The following is a 20,695-nucleotide window of genomic DNA, read 5'->3' as shown; positions in this document are numbered from 1 at the left end:
AAAAACCTTTGTGGTTTTTTAAAGTTCTATAATCATTTTAAAATTTCGTATTTTTGAAGATTAAAATGATACAGAAATTCACAGCTCATATCAACCAAAATTTTCCTTTTTTAAAGGATAAAAAACTATTAATTGCCATTTCTGGTGGCTTAGATTCTGTTGTTTTATATCAACAATTAGCCACTTTACATTTTGATATTTCTTTGGCACATTGCAATTTTAATTTACGAGGAAAAGAAAGCGATTTAGATGCAGAATTTGTAAATAATTTATCACAAAAAACGTCTAATCAGATTTTTATAAAATCATTTGATACCCAAAAATATTCAAAAGAAAATAAACTTTCCACACAAATTGCAGCAAGAGAATTACGTTATTCTTGGTTTCAAGAATTAGCTGAAAAACATCATTTCGACTTTATTATAACAGCTCATCATGCAGATGATAATTTAGAAACTTTTCTCATCAATTTAACAAGAGGAACTGGATTGGAGGGTTTTACTGGAATCCCAAAAATCAACGGAAATATTGTGCGTCCGCTTTTGCCTTTTTCTAGAGAAGAAATTCTAAAATATGCCAAAGAAAATAACATTAGCTGGAGAGAAGATGCAAGTAATGCCTCTACAAAATACACCAGAAATAAAATAAGACATCAAGTAGTACCTATTTTAAAAGAGGTCAACCCAAGTTTATTGTCATCATTTGAAAAAACACTAGAGAATTTACAAGAAAGTCAGCAAATTCTTACAGATAGTATTGATAAGGTTTCATCAGAAATAATGGAAACAAAAAATGCTATCACAAAAATAAATATTGATAAAATACAGCAACTTTCAAACTCGAAAGCGTATTTATATCAGCTTCTAAAAAAGTTTGGTTTTACAGAATGGAATGATGTTTACGATTTACTTTCTGCACAATCTGGTAAACAAGTTTTTTCTGAAACACATCGTTTGTTAAAAGATAGAGACTTTTTAATGTTGACTAAAAAAACAAATGTCATTTCAAACGTAGTCGAGAAATCTCTAATTCAAGAAAATCAATCAAAAATAACAAACCCAGTTCAATTAACTTTTGAACAAACTCAAGAAAAATCAACAGAAAACAAGCAAACTATTTACGTTGATAAAGATTTGTTAAAGTACCCTTTACTTATTAGAAAATGGCAAAATGGAGACTATCTTTATCCCTCTAAAATGCAAGGCAAAAAAAAGTTGAGTAAATTTTTTAAAGATGCTAAATTTTCGCTTTTAGAAAAAGAAAATACTTGGCTACTTTGCAATGCAAATAACGAAATTATTTGGGTGATAAACCATAGACAAGACAGGCGTTTTTCAATAAAACCATCAACCAAAAGCACCTTAAAAATTACAACTTTATAATGAAGAAATTCCTCACACTTTTTATCTTTTTGTTCACTTTATTTTTGAACGCACAAACTGAAGATGCCCCAATAAAAATAGAAACTTCTGTAAAAAAAATATCAGAAACTGAATATGATGTTATTTTTAATGCAACACTTTACAAAGGTTGGTATTTGTACTCACAAGATAATCCAGATGATGCATCTATTCCGTTAAAAATTTCTATTCCAGAAAATGAAACTGGTTATAAATTAGTTGGCAAAGCTGATGAAAAAGACACCTTTAAAAAATATTCTGATGTTTGGGAAGTTGAAGAAATTGTTTTTAAAGACAAAGCAACGATCACTCAAAGAATACAATTAACCAACAAAGAAATAACGCAAATTAAGCTGAATTTTTTTGGGCAAGTTTGTGAAACTGCTTGTATAAATTTCGATGAAAACTTTACCCTTTCCCTTTCAGGAAAAGAAATTGCTTTAAACACTTCTATTGATGAAAAAAGTGCAAAATTAAAACAACAATTACAGTTAGATTTAAAAAATGTAGCCCTTTTAAAAAATGGTTCAGATTCTAATTCAGAAACTTCAGGAGGTTTATTAAGCATCTTTATTCTTGGTTTTGTTGGTGGCTTATTAGCACTATTAACTCCTTGTGTTTTCCCAATGATTCCTTTAACAGTCTCATTTTTTACCAAACAATCTAAAAACAAAAAGAAGGGGATTTTCAATGCAATTTTGTATGGATTTTTTATTGTTCTTATCTACATTTTATTGAGTTTACCTTTTCACTTTTTAGATAATTTAGATCCTGAAATTTTAAACACAATCTCCACCAATGTTTGGTTAAATATTTTCTTTTTTGTGGTTTTAGTTGTTTTTGCGTTCTCATTTTTTGGATTTTTTGAAATAACCTTACCTAGTTCTTGGGGAAATAAAATGGATGATGCTTCATCAGTTGGCGGAATTATTGGCATCTTTTTTATGGCATTAACCTTAGCAATTGTTTCCTTTTCATGTACAGGACCCATTTTAGGTTCTTTATTGGCTGGTTCTTTAACTTCAGATGGTGGCGCAACACAATTAACGGCTGGAATGTCTGGTTTTGGTTTGGCTTTGGCTTTGCCTTTTGCATTGTTTGCTTTGTTCCCAAATTGGTTAAATTCTTTACCAAAATCTGGAGGTTGGTTAAATACAGTTAAAGTAGTTTTAGGTTTTTTAGAATTGGCGTTGGCATTTAAATTCTTGTCAAATGCAGATTTAGTTGCCCATTGGGATTTTCTAAAACGTGAGATTTTCATGGGAATTTGGATTGTAATTTTTATAGGTTTGGCTTTATATGTATTCGCTAAAATTAAATTTCCTCACGATTCGCCTGTTAAAAAATTATCGTTTTCAAGAATTTCTTTCGGAGTTTTAGTTGTTTCATTTGTTATTTATATGATTCCTGGAGTTCTAAAAAACCCAACTTGGAATTTAGGGTTGTTAAGTGGCTTTCCTCCTCCTCAGTTTTACAGTATTTATGAGCAAGAAAGCGATTGTCCTTTAGGTTTAGATTGCTACAAAGATTTTGAAGAAGGTTTGGCAAAAGCCAAGGAAGTTAACAAACCAATTTTGTTAGATTTTACAGGCTGGGCTTGTGTGAATTGCCGAAAAATGGAAGAAAATGTTTGGAGCGAACTAGATATTTATCAAACATTAAAAAACGATTATATTTTAATTTCTTTATATGTTGATGACAATGAAAAAGAATTGCCAAAAGATGAGCAATTTGATTTTTTAAAAGACAATGGAAAAATTAAAAAAATTGAAACAGTAGGAGATAAATGGTCAACTTTTCAAGTGATTAATTTTAAAAACACATCTCAACCTTATTATGTTTTGTTAAGTCCAGATTTGGAAGTTTTAAATACTGAACAACAATATACAGATAGAGACACCTATTATGCTTGGCTACAAAAAGGTTTGCAAAATTTTGAAAATAAAAAGTAGCATAATTTTTGATGTAGAAATTATACTTCTAATAAGAGAGTAACATATAAAGTTAAATTTATGAGATATGTGTTTTAAAAGTTACTATTTTAAGGACTTACCCAACATAAAAAATCGCTCAAAATTTGATTCTTAGTTGACTTTTGATTATATTTATGTAAATTTGTCAACTTTATTAAATCAAGATGGAAAAAATAGTAGCTTATAGAATAAAAAATGCTAGGAAATTAAAAGGTTTGTCGCAACAAGATATTGCAGATGAATTACAAATTTCAAAACAAATGGTGAGCAAATATGAGAAAGGTATTTCTATGCCTTCAAGCTCAAAATTATTAAAACTATCTCGCCTTTTTGGTTTAAAAATTGATTATTTTTTTAATTCATTTAAGGTAGATATTGGAGAGGTTAATTTTAGAAAAAAATCTAGTTTTTCAATGAAAAAACAGAATTCTCTAAAAGAACAAATAAAAATCAAACTTGAAAATTATTTATGGGTTGAAGATACTTTATCTATAGATTATTCATTTAAAAATATTATAAAAGATATTAGCATCAATAATATTAATGATATCGAAAACGCAGTATTAAAACTAAGGACTGAATGGAATATTGGTACTGACCCAATTCATAACATTATACAACTTTTAGAAGATAAAGAAATTAAAGTTATTGAACTTTACGATACTGATGAAAAATTTGATGGACTAGCAACTTATGTAAATGACAAATATCCTGTAATTGTTGTTAATGGTAATTTCCCTGTTGAAAGGAAAAGATTTACTTTGTTGCACGAATTAGGTCATTTATTATTAAATCTTCCCGATTGTGAAATAAATGAAGAGGAAAATTATTGCAATAAATTTGCATCAGAATTTCTTTTACCTAAAAACATTATTATTAATGAATTTGGAGGAAAAAGAAAGGGTATAACTTTGACTGAATTAATCTCTACTCAAAAAAAATATGGAATTAGTGTTCCTGCAATTGTATATAGATTAGTTGATGCTAAAATATTATCAAAAGAGCGTCAAAAACAATTTTATATAAAGATAAATTTTAATCCTAGTCTTAAAAAAGAAGTAAATTATTCAAGATTTGAAACCCCTGAAAATTCAAATCGTTACGAACGTCTTGTTTATAGAGCATTAGCTCAAGAAAATATATCTATTAGTAAGGCTTCTTCTTTATTAGGAAAAAATATAGAATTCGTTAAAGAAAATTATGCTTTAATCTAAGTTCTGCTCTAATGAAGATTGTTATAAATGATGCCAATATTTTAATTGATTTAGCAAAGCTTGACTTATTAGATGTTTTCTCAAAACTACCTTTTGATTTATATACAACCGATTTTGTTTATGAAGAGTTAAATGAAGAACAAAAAAGTCCAGTTTCAGTGTTATATAAAAATGGTTATTTGAAAATAATTGAAACAGAGGAAACTATAGATTTTCAAAACATATCTGAATTATTAGAGTCTTCAAGTGGTTTGAGTTTTGAAGATTGTTCTGTTTGGTATTATAGCAAAAAATTATCAGGAACTTTACTGACTGGGGATGGAAAACTAAGAAAACAAGTTAGTAAACAAGGAATTGAAGTAAGAGGTATTATTTATGTTTTTGATGAATTAGTAAAGGAAAGTTTGGTTGAATTTCCGATTGCAATAGAAAAAATAAAACAACTATTTCAATTAAATAATAGACTTCCTAAAAAAGAAATAGACAAAAGGATTGAACATTGGGAGGATAAAAAAATGTTGGGTAACAAATAGATTTTTCTAAATAAATTACATTTATAAATTGAACGAAAAAAAACATAAAACCATGAAACTAAAAAATATTTATTTTTCTATTTTTCTTTTAATCAATTTATCCATTTTTGCTCAAAATACAACTACACCAACCTTAAAAAAACCCGTAAGTATTTATACCTTTTCTAATTTATTAAATTCAAAAAACGACTTTTCTGACATCAATAAAAAATTGAAACTAAATAACTTTAATTTTGCTTATTTGGATTTGAATGATTCAGATGCAAATCCATACTCTTTAAGACTTCGAAATTTCGGAAAAACACCAACTGCTTTTATTTATGATGATTACATTGCTTATAGAGACGAAAATTTACTGAAAGGTTTTCTATTAGAAAACGATCCAACTCGTTGGAATTTGTGGTGTCCAAGCCCTCTTTCTGTACAACCAACAGAATAAAAAATAACAATTTCAATACTTTTTATTAGATATTAAACATTTGTAAAAAAACATCACAAATTTATATCGATTTCGTAATTTTTTACCTGATTATTCGTATAAACCTAGCTGCTTTATTTTTGGTTTTTTGTAATTTCACACTATAAAATTTAAAAATATGTCTGCATTACCAGAATTAACAAGATTTAATGACAATGTGTTGTCTAAATATCAAATTTATAACAGCATATTTATTACACTCCCTTTTGATACGATTGACAATACAGGTGTTTTATTACCACTTTTTCATAAAATTTGTGAAAAAGGATTTGAAGAAGGAAAAAATCCTACAGAAATTGTAGAAGAATTTTTTACCAAATATCAAGACTCATCAGAAGGAAAAAACAAGACCGATTTACTTTTTCAATTTATACAATATATAGAACGTCAAGTAGTGTTGTTTGATGCTATTGAAGATGCTGCGTTTCCTATTGTAAATAATATGGATGGAATTGGAACGCTAAGAAACTCTAAAGAAATTGCCATTTTAAATGATAAAAAAGAGGAACTTAAAAAACATTTAGAAGATTTTAAAGTTCGTGTTGTTTTAACTGCACACCCAACGCAATTTTATCCTGGCTCTGTTTTAGGAATTATCACAGATTTGGATAAAGCCATTCAAAATGACGATTTATTATTGATAAAAAAGTTGTTGGCTCAATTAGGGAAAACGCCTTTTTACAAGAAGACAAAACCAACTCCTTATGATGAAGCTATTAGTTTAATTTGGTATTTAGAGAATGTTTTTTATCATTCTGTGCCAAAAATTTACAACTATATTCAGCATAATGTATATGATGGACATCCTATTGATAATGAAATTATAGATCTTGGTTTTTGGCCTGGAGGAGATAGAGATGGAAACCCATTTGTAACCACACAAATTACGTTAGATGTTGCAGAAAGATTGCGTCAATCTATTTTAAGAAATTATTATAGAGATGTAAGACGTTTAAAAAGACGTTTCACTTTTGATGGCGTTCACGAAATTTTAAGCAAAATTGAAAAACGTTTATACAAGCACGTTATTAGAAGTTATTCTAAAGTAAATTTCTCTCAAAAAATATTGTTAGAAGAATTATATGCAGCTAGAGAAATTATAATCGAAAAGCATAATTCTTTATTTATAGAAGAATTAAACGACTTTATAAACAAGGTAAGAATCTTCGGTTTTCACTTTGCAACCTTAGATATTCGCCAAGATAGTAGAGTGCATCACAAAGCATTTACGCAAATTGTAGACGATTTATTAGCTTCTGGAGATGCTACTTTTCCTGAAAATTATCATCAATTATCAGAAGATGATCAAATAAAAGTTTTAGCAGAAATTAAAGGAACTATAGACCCTGAAGTTTTAACAGATGAAATGTCTGTAAAAACGATAGAATCTATTTACGCCTTAAAAACTATTCAGCAAAGAAATGGGGAAAGAGGTGCCAACAGATATATTATTAGCAACAACCAATCTGCTTTAAATGTAATGCAAACTTTTGCAATGCTAAATTTATGTGGTTTTGAAAACGAATTACCAGTTGATGTTATTCCTCTTTTTGAAACGGTTGACGATTTAGAAAATGCAAGTGATGTAATGCGCATTTTATACACCAATAAAACATACAGATACCATTTATCGAAAAGAAAAAACAAACAAACGATTATGTTAGGGTTTTCTGATGGAACAAAAGATGGTGGTTATTTAATGGCAAATTGGGGAATTTTTAAAGCCAAAGAAGCCTTAACAAAAATCTCTAGAGAATTTGACATTGAAGTTATTTTCTTTGACGGACGAGGAGGACCACCTGCAAGAGGAGGAGGAAAAACGCATCAATTTTACGCTTCTTTAGGTCCAACAATTGAAGATAAAGAAATTCAGTTAACCATTCAAGGACAAACCATTAGTTCTAATTTTGGAACATTAAATTCTTCTCAATTCAATTTAGAACAATTGATAAGTTCAGGTATTAAAAATGAGGTTTTTACGAAAGATCAATTGAATGATGCTCATAGAACTATTATTGATGATTTAGCAAAAACAAGTTATAAAACCTATGTTGATTTTAAAAATCATCCGCAGTTTTTACCTTATTTAGAGCAAATGAGTACCTTAAAATATTATGCAAAAACAAACATTGGTAGTAGACCAAGTAAACGTTCAAATTCAGACACGTTAGATTTTTCTGCATTAAGAGCCATTCCTTTTGTAGGAAGTTGGAGTCAATTAAAACAAAACGTTCCTGGTTTTTATGGAGTAGGAACTGCATTAAAAAAGTACGAAGATGCCAACAGATTTGACGAAATAGTTGAGTTTTATAACGCATCTGATTTCTTAAAAACATTGCTAGAAAATAGTATGATGAGTTTAACAAAATCGTTTTTCGGTTTAACTGCTTATATGGCTGATGACGAAGTTTTCGGAGAATTTTGGACTTTAATTTATGAAGAATATAAAACCACAAAACGTTTATTATTAAAATTAGCAGGGCATACAGAATTGATGGAAAATCATCCAGTTGGAAAAGCATCCATAGAAATTAGAGAAAGTATTGTGTTGCCATTGTTAACGATTCAGCAATTTGCGTTGAAGAAAATTCAGGAGTTACAAAAAACAGCAGGAAATGAAGCTGAAATTGAAATCTTTGAAAAAATGGTAATGCGTTCTTTATTTGGAAATATTAATGCGAGTAGAAATTCTGCTTAATATTTTATCACTTTAAAAAACATAAAATGCAATCTTAATTTAGGTTGCATTTTTTTGTTGGTTTAATTTTATCTATTTTTATCAAAAAAGAAAATGCTTGTTAAAGTTTACGGTTCTGCAGTTTTTGGTATTGAAGCCACCACAATTACCATTGAAGTGAATATAGATAAAGGAATTGGGTATCATTTGGTGGGTTTGCCAGACAAAGCTGTAAGTGAAAGTTCGTACAGAATTTCTGCTGCCTTAAATAATAATGCTTACAAACTTCCTGGTAAAAAAATCATCATCAACATGGCTCCTGCAGATATTAGAAAAGAAGGTGCTTCCTATGATTTATCTTTAGCAATGGGAATTTTAGCAGCTTCCAATCAAATTCAATCAGAAAACATTCACGAATATATTATTATGGGCGAACTTTCTTTAGATGGAAGTCTGCAACCTATAAGAGGTGTTTTGCCAATGGCTATAAAAGCAAGAGAAGAGGGTTTTAAGTATTTTATTCTGCCAAAAGAAAATGCAAAAGAAGCCGCAATTGTTGATAATTTAGAAGTTTTAGGTGTAGAAAATATTTTAGAAGTCATCAATCATTTTGATGGAAATCAAAAAATAGAACCCACAATTGTAGATACAAGAGCCGAGTTTTACAAAAATATAGATTTCCCTGAATTCGATTTTTCGGATGTAAAAGGACAAGAATCTATAAAACGTTGCATGGAAATTGCAGCAGCTGGTGGTCATAATATTATTCTCATTGGGCCTCCAGGTTCTGGAAAAACAATGTTAGCCAAAAGATTGCCAAGTATTTTACCTCCAATGACCTTGCACGAAGCTTTAGAAACTACCAAAATTCATTCTGTGGTTGGTAAAACTAAAAATAATGGACTTTTATATCAACGTCCTTTTAGAAGTCCACATCATACAATTAGCAATGTTGCTTTGGTTGGTGGAGGCCAATATCCAAGACCAGGAGAAATTTCTTTATCACATAATGGCGTTTTGTTCTTAGATGAATTACCAGAATTTAAACGAGAAGTTTTAGAGGTAATGAGACAACCTTTAGAAGACAGAGATGTTACCATTTCTAGAGCAAAATTCACAGTAACTTATCCTTGTTCTTTTATGTTGGTTGCTAGTATGAACCCTAGTCCAAGTGGTTTTTTTAATGATCCAAATAGTCCAATGACCTCTTCTCCACAAGAAATGCAACGTTATTTGAGCAAAATTTCTGGACCTTTATTAGATAGAATTGATATTCATATTGAAGTTACTCCAGTTCCTTTTGAGAAATTATCCGAAGAAAGAAAGGGCGAATCTTCTGTAGATATTAGAAAACGTGTTACAGCCTCTAGAGAAATACAATCCAAACGTTTTGAAGAATTTGAAAATGTACATTACAATGCTCAAATGTCTGTAAAACAAATCAGAAAATTCTGTAAATTATCTCCTGAAAGTTTATCACTCTTAAAAACTGCCATGGAAAAATTAAACCTTTCTGCAAGAGCTTACGATCGTATTTTAAAAGTATCAAGAACCATCGCAGATTTAGCTGATGTTGCTGATATTTCTCCAGATCATATTGCAGAGGCTATTCAATATAGAAGTTTAGATAGAGATGGTTGGTTAGGGTAAACTTATATATTATTTTTGATGAAAAAATTACTTTTACCCCTTATATTAATATTTTGTTCAAACCTTTTATCTCAGATTACACTAACCCACAATGTTGGAAATACTCCTATTAAAACTGATTGGGAATCGTGTGATTATGAAGAATCTTGGGCAAGGACATTTACCCTTTCAGATTTTGGAGTTATTAAATCAGATCAATTAATAATAAGGTCTGGCCAAACTGCAATTAGCAACTCTTATAATGGAGCAAGAATCAGTTTTGCTGTATTTAGTATTGATGATAACTTTCCAAATTCCAACAATGTTTATCTTGGAGGTGGTTCAGTATCAGTTCCAGAAATTGGTAATAAACCTGAAATCATAAACATCACATTTTCTAGACCTGTAGTTATACCTTCTAAAACAACTAAAATATTAGTAAGTATAACCCAATCTGAAGATATTTATAATCCAGATTATAAAAAAGTTTTAATTGCTGGCACTGCACAAGACAAGGATTTTTCTTGGTTTTATGGTTGCAGAGAACATTATACTTTTATCACTACAGATCAATTAGAATCTCCAAAACCTAATGCAAATTTTTTTATTAGCGTAACAGGCGAAAAGAGAAGTTTAATTAATACAAAATCTAATTTAACACTTTCTACTAATATTGGTGATGAAGTTTTTGAAACTGGAATTTATGGCTGTAGTTGGGGTGGTGTGAGTTGGTCAAAGTCTTTTACTTTATCAAACTTTGGTATTTCTGATAACGAAGAATATATTATTAAATCAGGACAAATTGGACTAGTAGAATCTAATGAGTGGGACACAAATGTAGAATTTAACATTTATGAAATTGATGATGATTTTCCAGCTTCTTTTTCTGAAACCAAACTCATTGGCAAAAGCAAAAGTCAAGATCAATTTGCAAGCCCTCAAAATGCGCATATTTCTATTATATACTTCAATAATCCAATTATTGTTAAAGCTGGTATAAAAAAAATTTTAGTGGAGGTAAAGCAACTTCATAGCTTGGCTAGTTCTGCTGTTGCTTTTGCAGCAGGTACAAAACAAGATAATGGAATATCTTGGTTCAAATCATACAGTGGAGGTTGTCCACCCTATAATGAATTTAAAAATAGTGCTGATATAGGAAAATCTAATGTTAATTTTTTTGTTACCGTAAATGGAGAAGCAAAAACTATTTTTCCTTTTGAAATTACAAATGATAATACTTGTTCTAACTTTTCAAACAATTTTAGTTTAACAAATCAAACAGAAATAAAATCTGTTGTTTGGAATTTTGATGATCCAAGTTCTGGTATCAATAATACTTCAACACAGATAGATATTAATCATCAATTTACGAATTCAGGTATTTATAACGTTACAGCAACTGTAACTCACATAGACAATACAGTTTATACAATACCTAAAGAAATAGAAATTTTTGAAGCTCCAAATATCAACCCTATTGTCTCTCTAAAACAGTGTGATAATTCTGATATCAATGGTTTCAGTTTCTTCAATCTAATTGAAGTAAAAGAAAAAATAGTTACAAATCCAGAGAATTATACGATTACCTTCCATGGAGAGAAAACACTTGCTGAAAATAAAGGGATTGCAATTTCTAATGTTACCAACTACGAAAATAAAACAGTTAGTACAGGTAAAATTTGGGCTAGAGTAGAGAACAGCACTGGTTGTTTTGAAATTAGCGAAGTAAATCTATTTGTTTCTACAACTCAAATTCCGTCAACATTATTAAATTCATTTTATCAATGTGATGATGGAACAAATACAACAGATGGTATTGCTACTTTCGATTTTAGCTCAGTAACTGCAGATATTCAAAATATATTTCCTGTTAATCAACAATTAGAAATTACTTATTACAAAAATGAATTAGATGCTTTAGCTGAAGAAAATCCGATTACAGATATTTCAAATTATCAAAATATTGGGTATCCAAATCAACAAAACATTTATATAAGAGTTGATAGTAAAGTCGATAATGCCTGTTTGGGTTTAGGTGCACATATTTCTTTAAACGTAGAAAAAATGCCTATTGCAAATCCTGTAATTATAAATCCTGAATGTGATAATGATAGAGATGGTGTTTTTTCTTTTGATACATCAACCATACAAAGCACCATAATTGGCAACCAAACTAATGTTGTTGTAACTTATTTTGATGAAAATGATGAAGAGCTTTCAAGTCCTTTACCAAATCCTTTTGTAACAGCTTCTCAAAAAATTACTGCGAAAATTGAGAATATAAATTCTAAAGATCTTGATGGAAAATGTAGTGACACAAATGTTATAGAATTTCTTGTAAATACTGTCCCCATAGCAAATACAATTGCTCCACAAGAAGAATGTGATACTGATTTTGATGGTCTTGTTGGTTTTAACACAACAACTATTCAAAGCGAAATTATTGGCAGTCAAACCAACTTGATTGTTAGGTATTTTGATGAAAATAATGTGGAATTATCTAGTCCTCTTCCAAATCCTTTTTATACAACTTCACAAACTATTAAAGTTCGTTTAGAAAATCCTCTTTATGATGTTTGTTTTGAAGAAACCACAGTCGACTTTATTGTGAGAGAAAAACCAACTGTTAATTTAATTGCAGAAGATATTATTTGCATAACAAACAACTCAAATCTAGAAATTAAAGTTGACAATCCTAACCCAAATTTTTCTTACACTTGGAGAGATGAAAATGGAACTGTTGTTGGCAATTCATCAGCTACAAATATTCAAAAAGGTGGCGTTTATAAAGTAATTGCAACATCACAATATGGTTGTAATTCAGAGGAAGAGCAAATTGTCATAAATGAATCTTCAATTTCTTATATCACTATAAACGATATAGAAGTTCAAGATGATTCGGATAATAATTTTATCAAAATAAATACGAATAATTTAGGTTTAGGAGATTATGAGTTTCGACTTTTAGATGCAAATAATAACATTTTATTTGACTATCAAAATGAACCTATTTTCGAAAACTTAGGAGGTGGTGTTTATAATTTAGAAGTAAATGACAATAACAATTGTGGTTCAATTCCTTTTGAAATTGCCCTAATTAGTTTCCCTAATTTTTTTACACCAAATGGTGATGGAAATAATGATTTCTGGCAAATAAAAGGCATTGATAAAAGTTACTATAAAAGTGGTACGATTAATATTTTTAATAGATATGGAAAACAAATAGCCACTTTTACTATTGATGATATTGGTTGGGATGGCACTTACAATGGTAAACAAATGATTGCAAACGATTATTGGTTTCAAGCTATTTTAATAGACCAGAAAGACAATATAAAAAACAGAAAAGGTAATTTTAGCTTGTTAAGACAGTAAAAAATACAACAAAAAAAAGAGTAAAAATGATAAACATTCTTACTCCTTTTTACTATACATTGTAATATGTATTCTTTAATCCACAGAAAAAGAATTATTTTCTAAGTTTATATCTGCCATTAAACCACTTTTATCAATCATTACAGATTTTACAGTTTTTGCAACATCAAAAGAATATACAGGATTTGCCCAAGCCCAATCTTCAATTATTTTTGCAGCTGTTGGTTTTGCGCCTCTCATAATTCTTAAAGGAATGTTGAAGTTTTCTGTACTTCCATCTGTATAGGTAACTTCCAAATCGATTGGCATTGGCATTTTACCAATTCTTTCTAGCGTTATTTTTTTACCATCAACGGCTTTTACTCCATAGTCTATGGTATGTAACGTTTGCGACCATTCGTTTAAATACCAATCTAAATGAATCCCAGAAACTTTTTCCATAGAACGTTTAATATCATTTGGAGTTGGGTGTTTAAAACTAAAATCTGTAAAGTATTTCTTTAAACCTTTCGCAACATTTTCTGAACCAATAACATATTCTAATTGCGATAAAAAGATATTTCCTTTCGAATAGCTTGCAGTTCCATATGCCCAATTAGTGTCATATCTATCTGCATGTGTAGATAATGTTTCTTCATAACCTCTTGCAACAATAGTTCTGTAACCTCTATAAGAACCTGCATGTGGGTTCTCTTTATTTTCGTTTAAAATTTCATTTTCTGCTTTGTTAGAAATATAGCTTGTAAAACCTTCATCCATCCAAGGATGTAAACTTTCATTGGTTGCTAATAAAAACTGAAACCAGGTATGTGCCATTTCGTGTGCAGTTACACCAAATAAACTCCCAAACTTACGTTTCCCAGTGATTAAAGTAGACATTGCATATTCCATTCCTCCATCTCCACCTTGAATTACAGAGTATTGTTTGTATGGATATTGACCTACGTTTTCAGAGAAATACGTCATCAACTCAGCCGTTTTTGGTTGTAAGTTTTTCCAATTTTCTAAAAATTCAGGTTCTAAAGTTTTCTTATAAAAAAAGTGTAAATCAATACCATTTTTCATTGTTAAAATATCGTGATTATAGTCAGGATCTGCTGCCCACATAAAATCGTGCACATTTGGTGCTTTAAAATGCCATGTTAATTTATCACCTTCTGGTAAATTTAAAGGCAATTTTTTATCAGCATAATTATGCCCAACTTCTTGCGGATTTTGTAGATATCCTGTTCCTCCTACTACATAACTTTTATCAATATGCAGTGTTACATCAAAATCTCCCCAAACACCATGAAATTCTCTTGCAATATAAGGTGGTGTGTGCCATCCTTGAAAATCATATTCTGCCATTTTAGGATACCATTGAGCCATTGATAAAGCTACATCTTCTGAACTATTTCTACCAGATCTACGAATCTGAACAGGAACTTGTGCATCAAAAACCATATCAAAAGTTACACTTTCACCTGCTTTAATTGGTGTATTTAATTGCACCTCTAAAATAGTACCAACAGTTTCATGCTTTACTGCTACTCCATTTTGTTGTAAAGAATTTACTTTTATGTATCCAATTTCATCCGCATTTAATTTGCTAATTCTATCACGAACTCTTCTATCAGGATCTGAGATATTTAAAGACCTCATGTCCATTTGAGAACCTGGCTGAAACGCATTAAAATATAAGTGATAAAAAACTCTGTCTAAATCATCAGGAGAATTGTTTGTGTACACTAATTTTTGCGTTCCTTTATATTGATATTTATTTACGTCCATATCAATATCCATAGTATAATCTACTTGTTGTTGCCAATAACCAGGATTATTTTCTGCAGAAGAATTCTGAGTATAACTAACCTCTTTTGTTTGTGCACAAGAGATAATCATACATATAGATGCTAAAAAAAGAATGTATTTTTTCATAAGTTGTTATTTATTTGGTTTTTATTGATTTATTTTCCGTTAACAATTCTGTCTGCCATTTGTAAAGCATTATTTGCATTTACAACTCTACCAGTTACAGATAAATCTGAAAAAGGAACCATTTCTCCTTTTGGATTTTCTTGAGATTGTGATCCTGGTTTTATAACTTGTAAATCTATTTTTGTTCCAGAATTCATAATAATCATCTTTACTTGATTTGCAGATAATGCTGGGTAATATGAACGTATTAAAGCTGCAACTCCAGCAGTTGATGGTGCTGCCATAGATGTTCCACTAAATTTTGCATAGCCATTTTCTGGAGTTGTTGAATATATTTGAACTCCAGGAGCAAAAATATCAACATTTATTTTACCATAATTAGAAAATGATGCTGGTAAATTCTCATCATAACTAGCGCTCATTGCTCCAATTGACAATAAATTGTTCGCAATTTCTAATTTTAAATCTTCAGAATCGTTTGGATATGTTTTTTCAACATCGATGTTTTTCCCATCATTTCCTGCAGCATTTACAATTAAAACATCATTTTTTGCTGCATATTTAATAGCATCATAAACCCATTCTTTATTTGGCGAAAATGCTTTACCAAAACTAGTATTGATAACTTTTGCGCCATTATCTACTGCATATCTAATTCCTAAAGCAACATCTTTATCATATTCATCTCCACTAGAAACTGAACGAACTGCCATAATTTTTACATTATTTGCAACACCATTCATTCCTTTATCATTATTTCTGGTAGCTGCTATAATTCCTGAAACGTGAGAACCATGAGCTTCATCAATTTCAGAATGGCCTGAATTTCCATCTCCATAACCAGGAGAATCGTTAATATCATAAGCGTTATCACCAACAACAGTTCTGTAATCGGTTTTTAAATTATCGCCAGCAATTAACTTTTTGTTCGTTGCTAATTGTTCAATAAAATAATTTACACCACCTTCTAATTCAGTTTTTGCAGCTGCCATAGATGGCAAACCAAACGCATACATTTGTTTTGCAAATGCAACTTGGTTCGATAAATTTTCGTCGGTTGTAGAAATTGCTAGAACCTCTTCTTTTGTATAGTCTTCTTTTCCAAAATGATTGACAAAAGCTTCATGTGCAGTTTTTACACCTTGTAATAATTGCTCATATCTAGTTTTATTTTGCAACAACATTTCATTTGCCTTTTTTGCTGCATCTAATTTTTCTTGATAAAATGCTTTTACTTCAGCCAAAGTTTCTGCATCAGCTACTGATGGATTCATTAAAATACGCTCGTATTCCAAATGCTCTTTGTAAGATTTTCCAAGAAAATTCCAACCATTAATATCATCAATATAACCATTTTTATCATCGTCAATTCCATTACCAGCAGTTTCATCTGCATTTACCCAAGCAACATCTACTAAATCTTCATGTTTTAAATCGGTACCAGAATCTACCACACCAACAATTACAGGCACACTGGTTTTACCTTCTAAAAATTGGTACGCTTTATCAACACTCATTCCTGGAATGGTATCTGTAGCTAAATCTAAATGTTGCCAATTATCTTTTTCAACATCTGTTAACGCTGCTTTTTTTGCTGGTATATTTATAGCGTTATCAACTCCATTAGGAACAGGAAGTTTAGATACTGTTGTACAACTTGCTAAAAAAACTCCTGCAAATGCTGTATATAAAACTGGTTTTAAAATTCTCATAATAAAATTCTCTTAATTAAATAATTCGTTAAATGTAAATGTTTCGTTTAATCGTACTCCTTTTTCTGTATGCTTTACTGTACAAATTTCGTTATGTGCGTCATGCTCTAAAAATAAGTAAAAATTTTCATCAGCAGCCAAGTCTAAAAATGCTGCTTTTTCTTTAATAGTTAATAAAGGTCTTGTATCATAGCCCATAACATAAGGCAATGGAATGTGCCCAACTGTAGGTAATAAATCTGCCATAAAAACGATTGTTTTTCCTTGATATGCTATTTTTGGCAACATTTGTTTTTCTGTATGACCATCCATAAATAAGACATCAAAACCAATTTGTTCTTTGTAATTGCTATGAATAAATTCCAACTGCCCACTTTCTTTAATTGGATTGATATTCTCTTTTAAGAACGATGCTTTTTCTCTCGGATTTGGTTCAGTTGCCCATTTCCAATGCTTGTCATTACTCCAAACTTTGGCGTTTTTAAAAGCTGGAATTAAAAGTCCGTCTTTAGTTCTTTCAATAACGCCTCCACAATGATCGAAATGTAAATGTGTTAAGAAAACATCTGTGATATCGTCTTTATGAAACCCTAATTTTTTAAGGGAAGCATCCAAAGAAAAATCACCAAATAAGTAATAATAACCATAAAATTTGTCTGATTGTTTTGCACCTAAACCTGTATCTACCAAAATTAAACGGTTGCCATCTTCTATAAGCAAACAACGCATACTCATATCAATCAAGTTATTAGCATCTGCAGGATTGGTTTTTTGCCAAATAGTTTTTGGCACAACACCAAACATTGCACCACCATCTAACTTAAAATTACCAGTTTCTATAGGATATATTTTCATCTTAAAACAAATTTTCTAAATGTTACAAAGATGTTAAAAAAATGATGATTTTTCGTTAAGAAAATCTAAAGGTTTAAGGTTTTTATATACATATTTAACCAAATTTTATTTGATAGTTCTTGATAAGAAAAAGTCGCAGAAATTTGTTAATGTTCGATTAAAAATTCCTTTAACTTCCAAAATCCTTACTAATTAAACAAATATTTAATATGTCGCCCTTTCAGGGCTTGATTTACATTTATCACATTTTGTTATTAATACTTTATCCCTTTGGGATTTTTTTAGCTCCATAGGAGCATAATATTAATAAAAAAAACATCTCAAACATTAAGCTCCATAGGAGCGATATTTAATCAAACAACATTTAAAAAAAACCATCGAAAATCTATTCTTTAATAATTACAGATTGATGAATTTCATTCCCTAAATTATCCATCACAGTAAATTTATGCTCGCCAACTTTGGGTGAAATTGCCAAATTATGAATCTCTTTTGTAGTGCCTAAAAATGTAGCATTGGAGTACCAATACAAAATAGCATTTTTATTAGAATGTGCTACTTTTAAAACTAATTCATTCTTTTTGCCATCAAAATTTTTAGGTAAAAAAATGCTGCTTTTTTCTGTGGGATATAAAAATTTCATAGTGTTTTTAGTTTCACCCAAACAGTCTTCTCTAAATTTTGGTAAAGCTTTATAAAACGGATTTTTATCTTTATAATAATACTCTAATAATGGTGGCAAAACAAACCAAGATTTCTGTTTGATGTTCTCCAAACGCTCACAAGAAGTATTTACTTGATAGTTTTCTGAATTATCCACATTTACCAAAATATGAAAAGGACAAGGTGCTGATTTTAAACCCGAATTTTGAATAAATTCCATCGTTTTTTCTTCGCAAATTTGGGTAGCTCTAAAACCACTTTTTGAGCAAATTTCCACTTTAGTCATTTCATCGAAAGGTTTCTCAAACCAATCTGATTTTGGTAATTTGTCAAAAACATCAAACAAAATTGGGCCAGCAGTTTGCACACCTACCAAACCTGGTCTTCCTTCTCCATCTGCGTTTCCAACCCAAACCCCAACTACAAAATCTTTAGTGGTGCCAATTGCCCAAGCATCTCTAAAACCAAAACTAGTTCCTGTTTTCCAAGCAATTTGTTTAGAAGAATCAAAAAATTCCCAATTTTCTTCTGCATTAGGTCTGTTTACATCTTTTAAACTTTCAAAAGTTAGGTAAATAGAAGCTGCATCAAAAATTATTTTTTCTTTGGATGTTGAACCAAAATCAACTTTTTTATCAGCATAAAAAGTTGGTTCTGCAAATTCATTGGTAAAATATCTACTCGAATTTTCAGAAAAATGATTTATGGTGGATGCCATTGATGCGTAACTTTTACATAAATCCCACAAGTTACTTTCTGCTCCTCCTAAAGCCAAGGTTAATCCATAATGATTTGGATTTTTCTTGACATCTTTTAACGCTAATTTTTGCAAATAATGATGAAACTTTTCCAAACCAAAACTTTGCAACATCCTAACAGTTGGCACATTTAAAGATCTTGATAAAGCCAACTTTGCAGAAACTGCTCCAGCATATTTTTTATCGAAATTTTCTGGTTGATAACTGCCATAATTTGTTGGAATATCTGCAACCAACGTATTTGGCAACAAGTCTCCAGCATCTAACATTGCAGCATATAAAAAGGGTTTTAAAATACTTCCTGTACTTCTTGGTTTGGTAATAATATCTACAAATTTCTGATTTTTATTTGTTGTTGGCGAATTCCCAACATAGGTTAAAACCTGTCTTGTTTTCACATCTAAAACCAATACAGCAATGTTGTGAATTCCGTTTTTGCTTAATTGGTTATAATGATTTTTTACAATTTCATTGGTTTGAGTTTGTAGTTTTTTATCAATGGTAGTTTTTACAAATTGTCCTTTTTTCTGCTGATTTACTTTCTGCAATAAATGGGTTGTAATTTGTGGAATTTTATATGCTTTTTGTGGCAATTCTTCTAATATTGATAATTCATACGTTAACGAATCAATTACGTTTTTTGTTAGTAATTTTTTCAATAATCGGTTTCTTTTTACCAATAATTTATGTTGATTTTTCCCTGGATAAATCAAATTTGGTGCATTTGGCAACACTGCTAAAGTTGCAGCTTCAGACCAGGATAATTCTGATGAACTTCGATTAAAATATCGCCAAGAAGCAGCATCTAAACCTACTACATTTCCACCAAAAGGCGCGTTTGAACTCCAATAGGTAAGTATTTTTTCTTTGGATGCTCTAAATTCTAATCTCGTTGCTAAAATGAGTTCTTTTATTTTTTCGAAATAGGTTCTATCTCTATTGTCTCTGCTTAATCTGATAACTTGTTGTGTAATTGTACTTCCTCCTCTTTTTATACTTCCTGCTTTTAAATTTTGTCTCAACGCATTAAAAATTGAAATAGGATTAAAACCTGGATGCTTGTAAAAATATTCATCCTCAAATTGAATTAAACAGGTTTTAAATTTCTCTGGAACACTATCATTATGAGGAAATCTCCACTGACCATCTTTTGCAATTAAAGCACCTAATAATTCATCATTTTTACTTGTAATTACTGTGGATGTTGGTTTTGTAAATAATTCTTTTGGCAAACAAAACGCATAAAAAATCAACAGCATAACAAGAAATATTGTTTTCTTTTTGTGTTTTAATATGTAGTTTTTAATATTCAATTTTGATGCTATTTATTCACTAATTTAGAGTTCAATTGACATTTCGACGATAGGAGAAATCTCACACGATTCTTATTCGTTATGAGATTTCTCAATCGCCTAAAAAGGCTCATTTCGCAATGACAATTCGTGTTTTTAATTTTAAATTTAGAATTATTAAAAACCTACAAGGTTCAAAAGAAACCTTGCAGGTTG

At 30.1% G+C, this 20,695-nt stretch carries 12 protein-coding genes; 8 read left to right on the top strand and 4 right to left on the bottom strand.

Annotated features, from left to right (window positions below; all coding sequences use genetic code 11):
* The first annotated feature begins 65 nt into the window (after positions 1-65).
* The 8 genes from tilS (at position 66) to P161_RS0108160 (ending at position 13,279) form a co-directional block, all read left to right on the top strand.
* A complete protein-coding gene (gene tilS / locus P161_RS0108195; protein WP_026776530.1) occupies positions 66-1,382 on the top strand; it encodes a tRNA lysidine(34) synthetase TilS in 1,317 nt (438 codons plus the stop codon).
* Entirely contained in the window at positions 1,382-3,352 is a 1,971-nt protein-coding gene (locus P161_RS0108190) for a protein-disulfide reductase DsbD (protein WP_026776529.1), read from the top strand. Before tilS ends, P161_RS0108190 begins: the two co-directional genes overlap by 1 nt.
* A gap of 185 nt (positions 3,353-3,537) precedes the next feature.
* A complete protein-coding gene (locus tag P161_RS0108185) occupies positions 3,538-4,587 on the top strand; it encodes a helix-turn-helix domain-containing protein (RefSeq protein WP_026776528.1) in 1,050 nt (349 codons plus the stop codon).
* 11 nt (positions 4,588-4,598) lie between these two features.
* Entirely contained in the window at positions 4,599-5,120 is a 522-nt protein-coding gene (locus P161_RS0108180) for a hypothetical protein (RefSeq protein WP_026776527.1), read from the top strand.
* 52 nt (positions 5,121-5,172) lie between these two features.
* Entirely contained in the window at positions 5,173-5,559 is a 387-nt protein-coding gene (locus P161_RS0108175) for a hypothetical protein (RefSeq protein ID WP_155810445.1), read from the top strand.
* A 157-nt stretch (positions 5,560-5,716) separates the two neighbouring features.
* A complete protein-coding gene (locus P161_RS0108170) occupies positions 5,717-8,296 on the top strand; it encodes a phosphoenolpyruvate carboxylase (protein WP_026776525.1) in 2,580 nt (859 codons plus the stop codon).
* Between the two features lie 93 nt (positions 8,297-8,389).
* The gene (locus P161_RS0108165; protein WP_026776524.1) at positions 8,390-9,925 is read left to right on the top strand and encodes a YifB family Mg chelatase-like AAA ATPase; all 1,536 of its coding nucleotides are present in this window, start codon (positions 8,390-8,392) and stop codon (positions 9,923-9,925) included.
* Between the two features lie 18 nt (positions 9,926-9,943).
* Positions 9,944-13,279, top strand: coding sequence for a T9SS type B sorting domain-containing protein (locus P161_RS0108160; protein WP_026776523.1), 3,336 nt, complete (start codon positions 9,944-9,946; stop codon positions 13,277-13,279).
* Between the two features lie 75 nt (positions 13,280-13,354).
* Here the strand turns inward: P161_RS0108160 and P161_RS0108155 are convergent, their stop codons facing one another.
* The 4 genes from P161_RS0108155 to pbpC all read right to left on the bottom strand — a co-directional run bounded on the left by P161_RS0108155 (position 13,355) and on the right by pbpC (position 20,446).
* On the bottom strand, positions 13,355-15,199 hold the full coding sequence (locus tag P161_RS0108155) for a M1 family metallopeptidase (protein ID WP_026776522.1): 1,845 nt from the start codon (positions 15,197-15,199) through the stop codon (positions 13,355-13,357).
* A gap of 29 nt (positions 15,200-15,228) precedes the next feature.
* Complete coding sequence (locus P161_RS0108150) at positions 15,229-16,911, bottom strand: S8 family peptidase (protein ID WP_026776521.1); 1,683 nt, start codon at positions 16,909-16,911, stop codon at positions 15,229-15,231.
* Between the two features lie 12 nt (positions 16,912-16,923).
* On the bottom strand, positions 16,924-17,766 hold the full coding sequence (locus tag P161_RS0108145) for an MBL fold metallo-hydrolase (protein WP_026776520.1): 843 nt from the start codon (positions 17,764-17,766) through the stop codon (positions 16,924-16,926).
* A gap of 385 nt (positions 17,767-18,151) precedes the next feature.
* Positions 18,152-20,446: a penicillin-binding protein 1C gene (gene pbpC / locus P161_RS0108140; RefSeq protein ID WP_051605700.1), complete on the bottom strand. Its 2,295-nt coding sequence runs from the start codon at positions 20,444-20,446 to the stop codon at positions 18,152-18,154.
* Between the last annotated feature and the right edge of the window lie 249 nt (positions 20,447-20,695).

This window comes from Polaribacter sp. Hel_I_88 (assembly GCF_000687935.1).
Classification (GTDB): Bacteria; Bacteroidota; Bacteroidia; order Flavobacteriales; family Flavobacteriaceae; genus Polaribacter.
The sequence above is the reverse complement of the archived record's forward strand: the minus strand, read 5'-3'. Positions and strand labels throughout refer to the sequence as shown.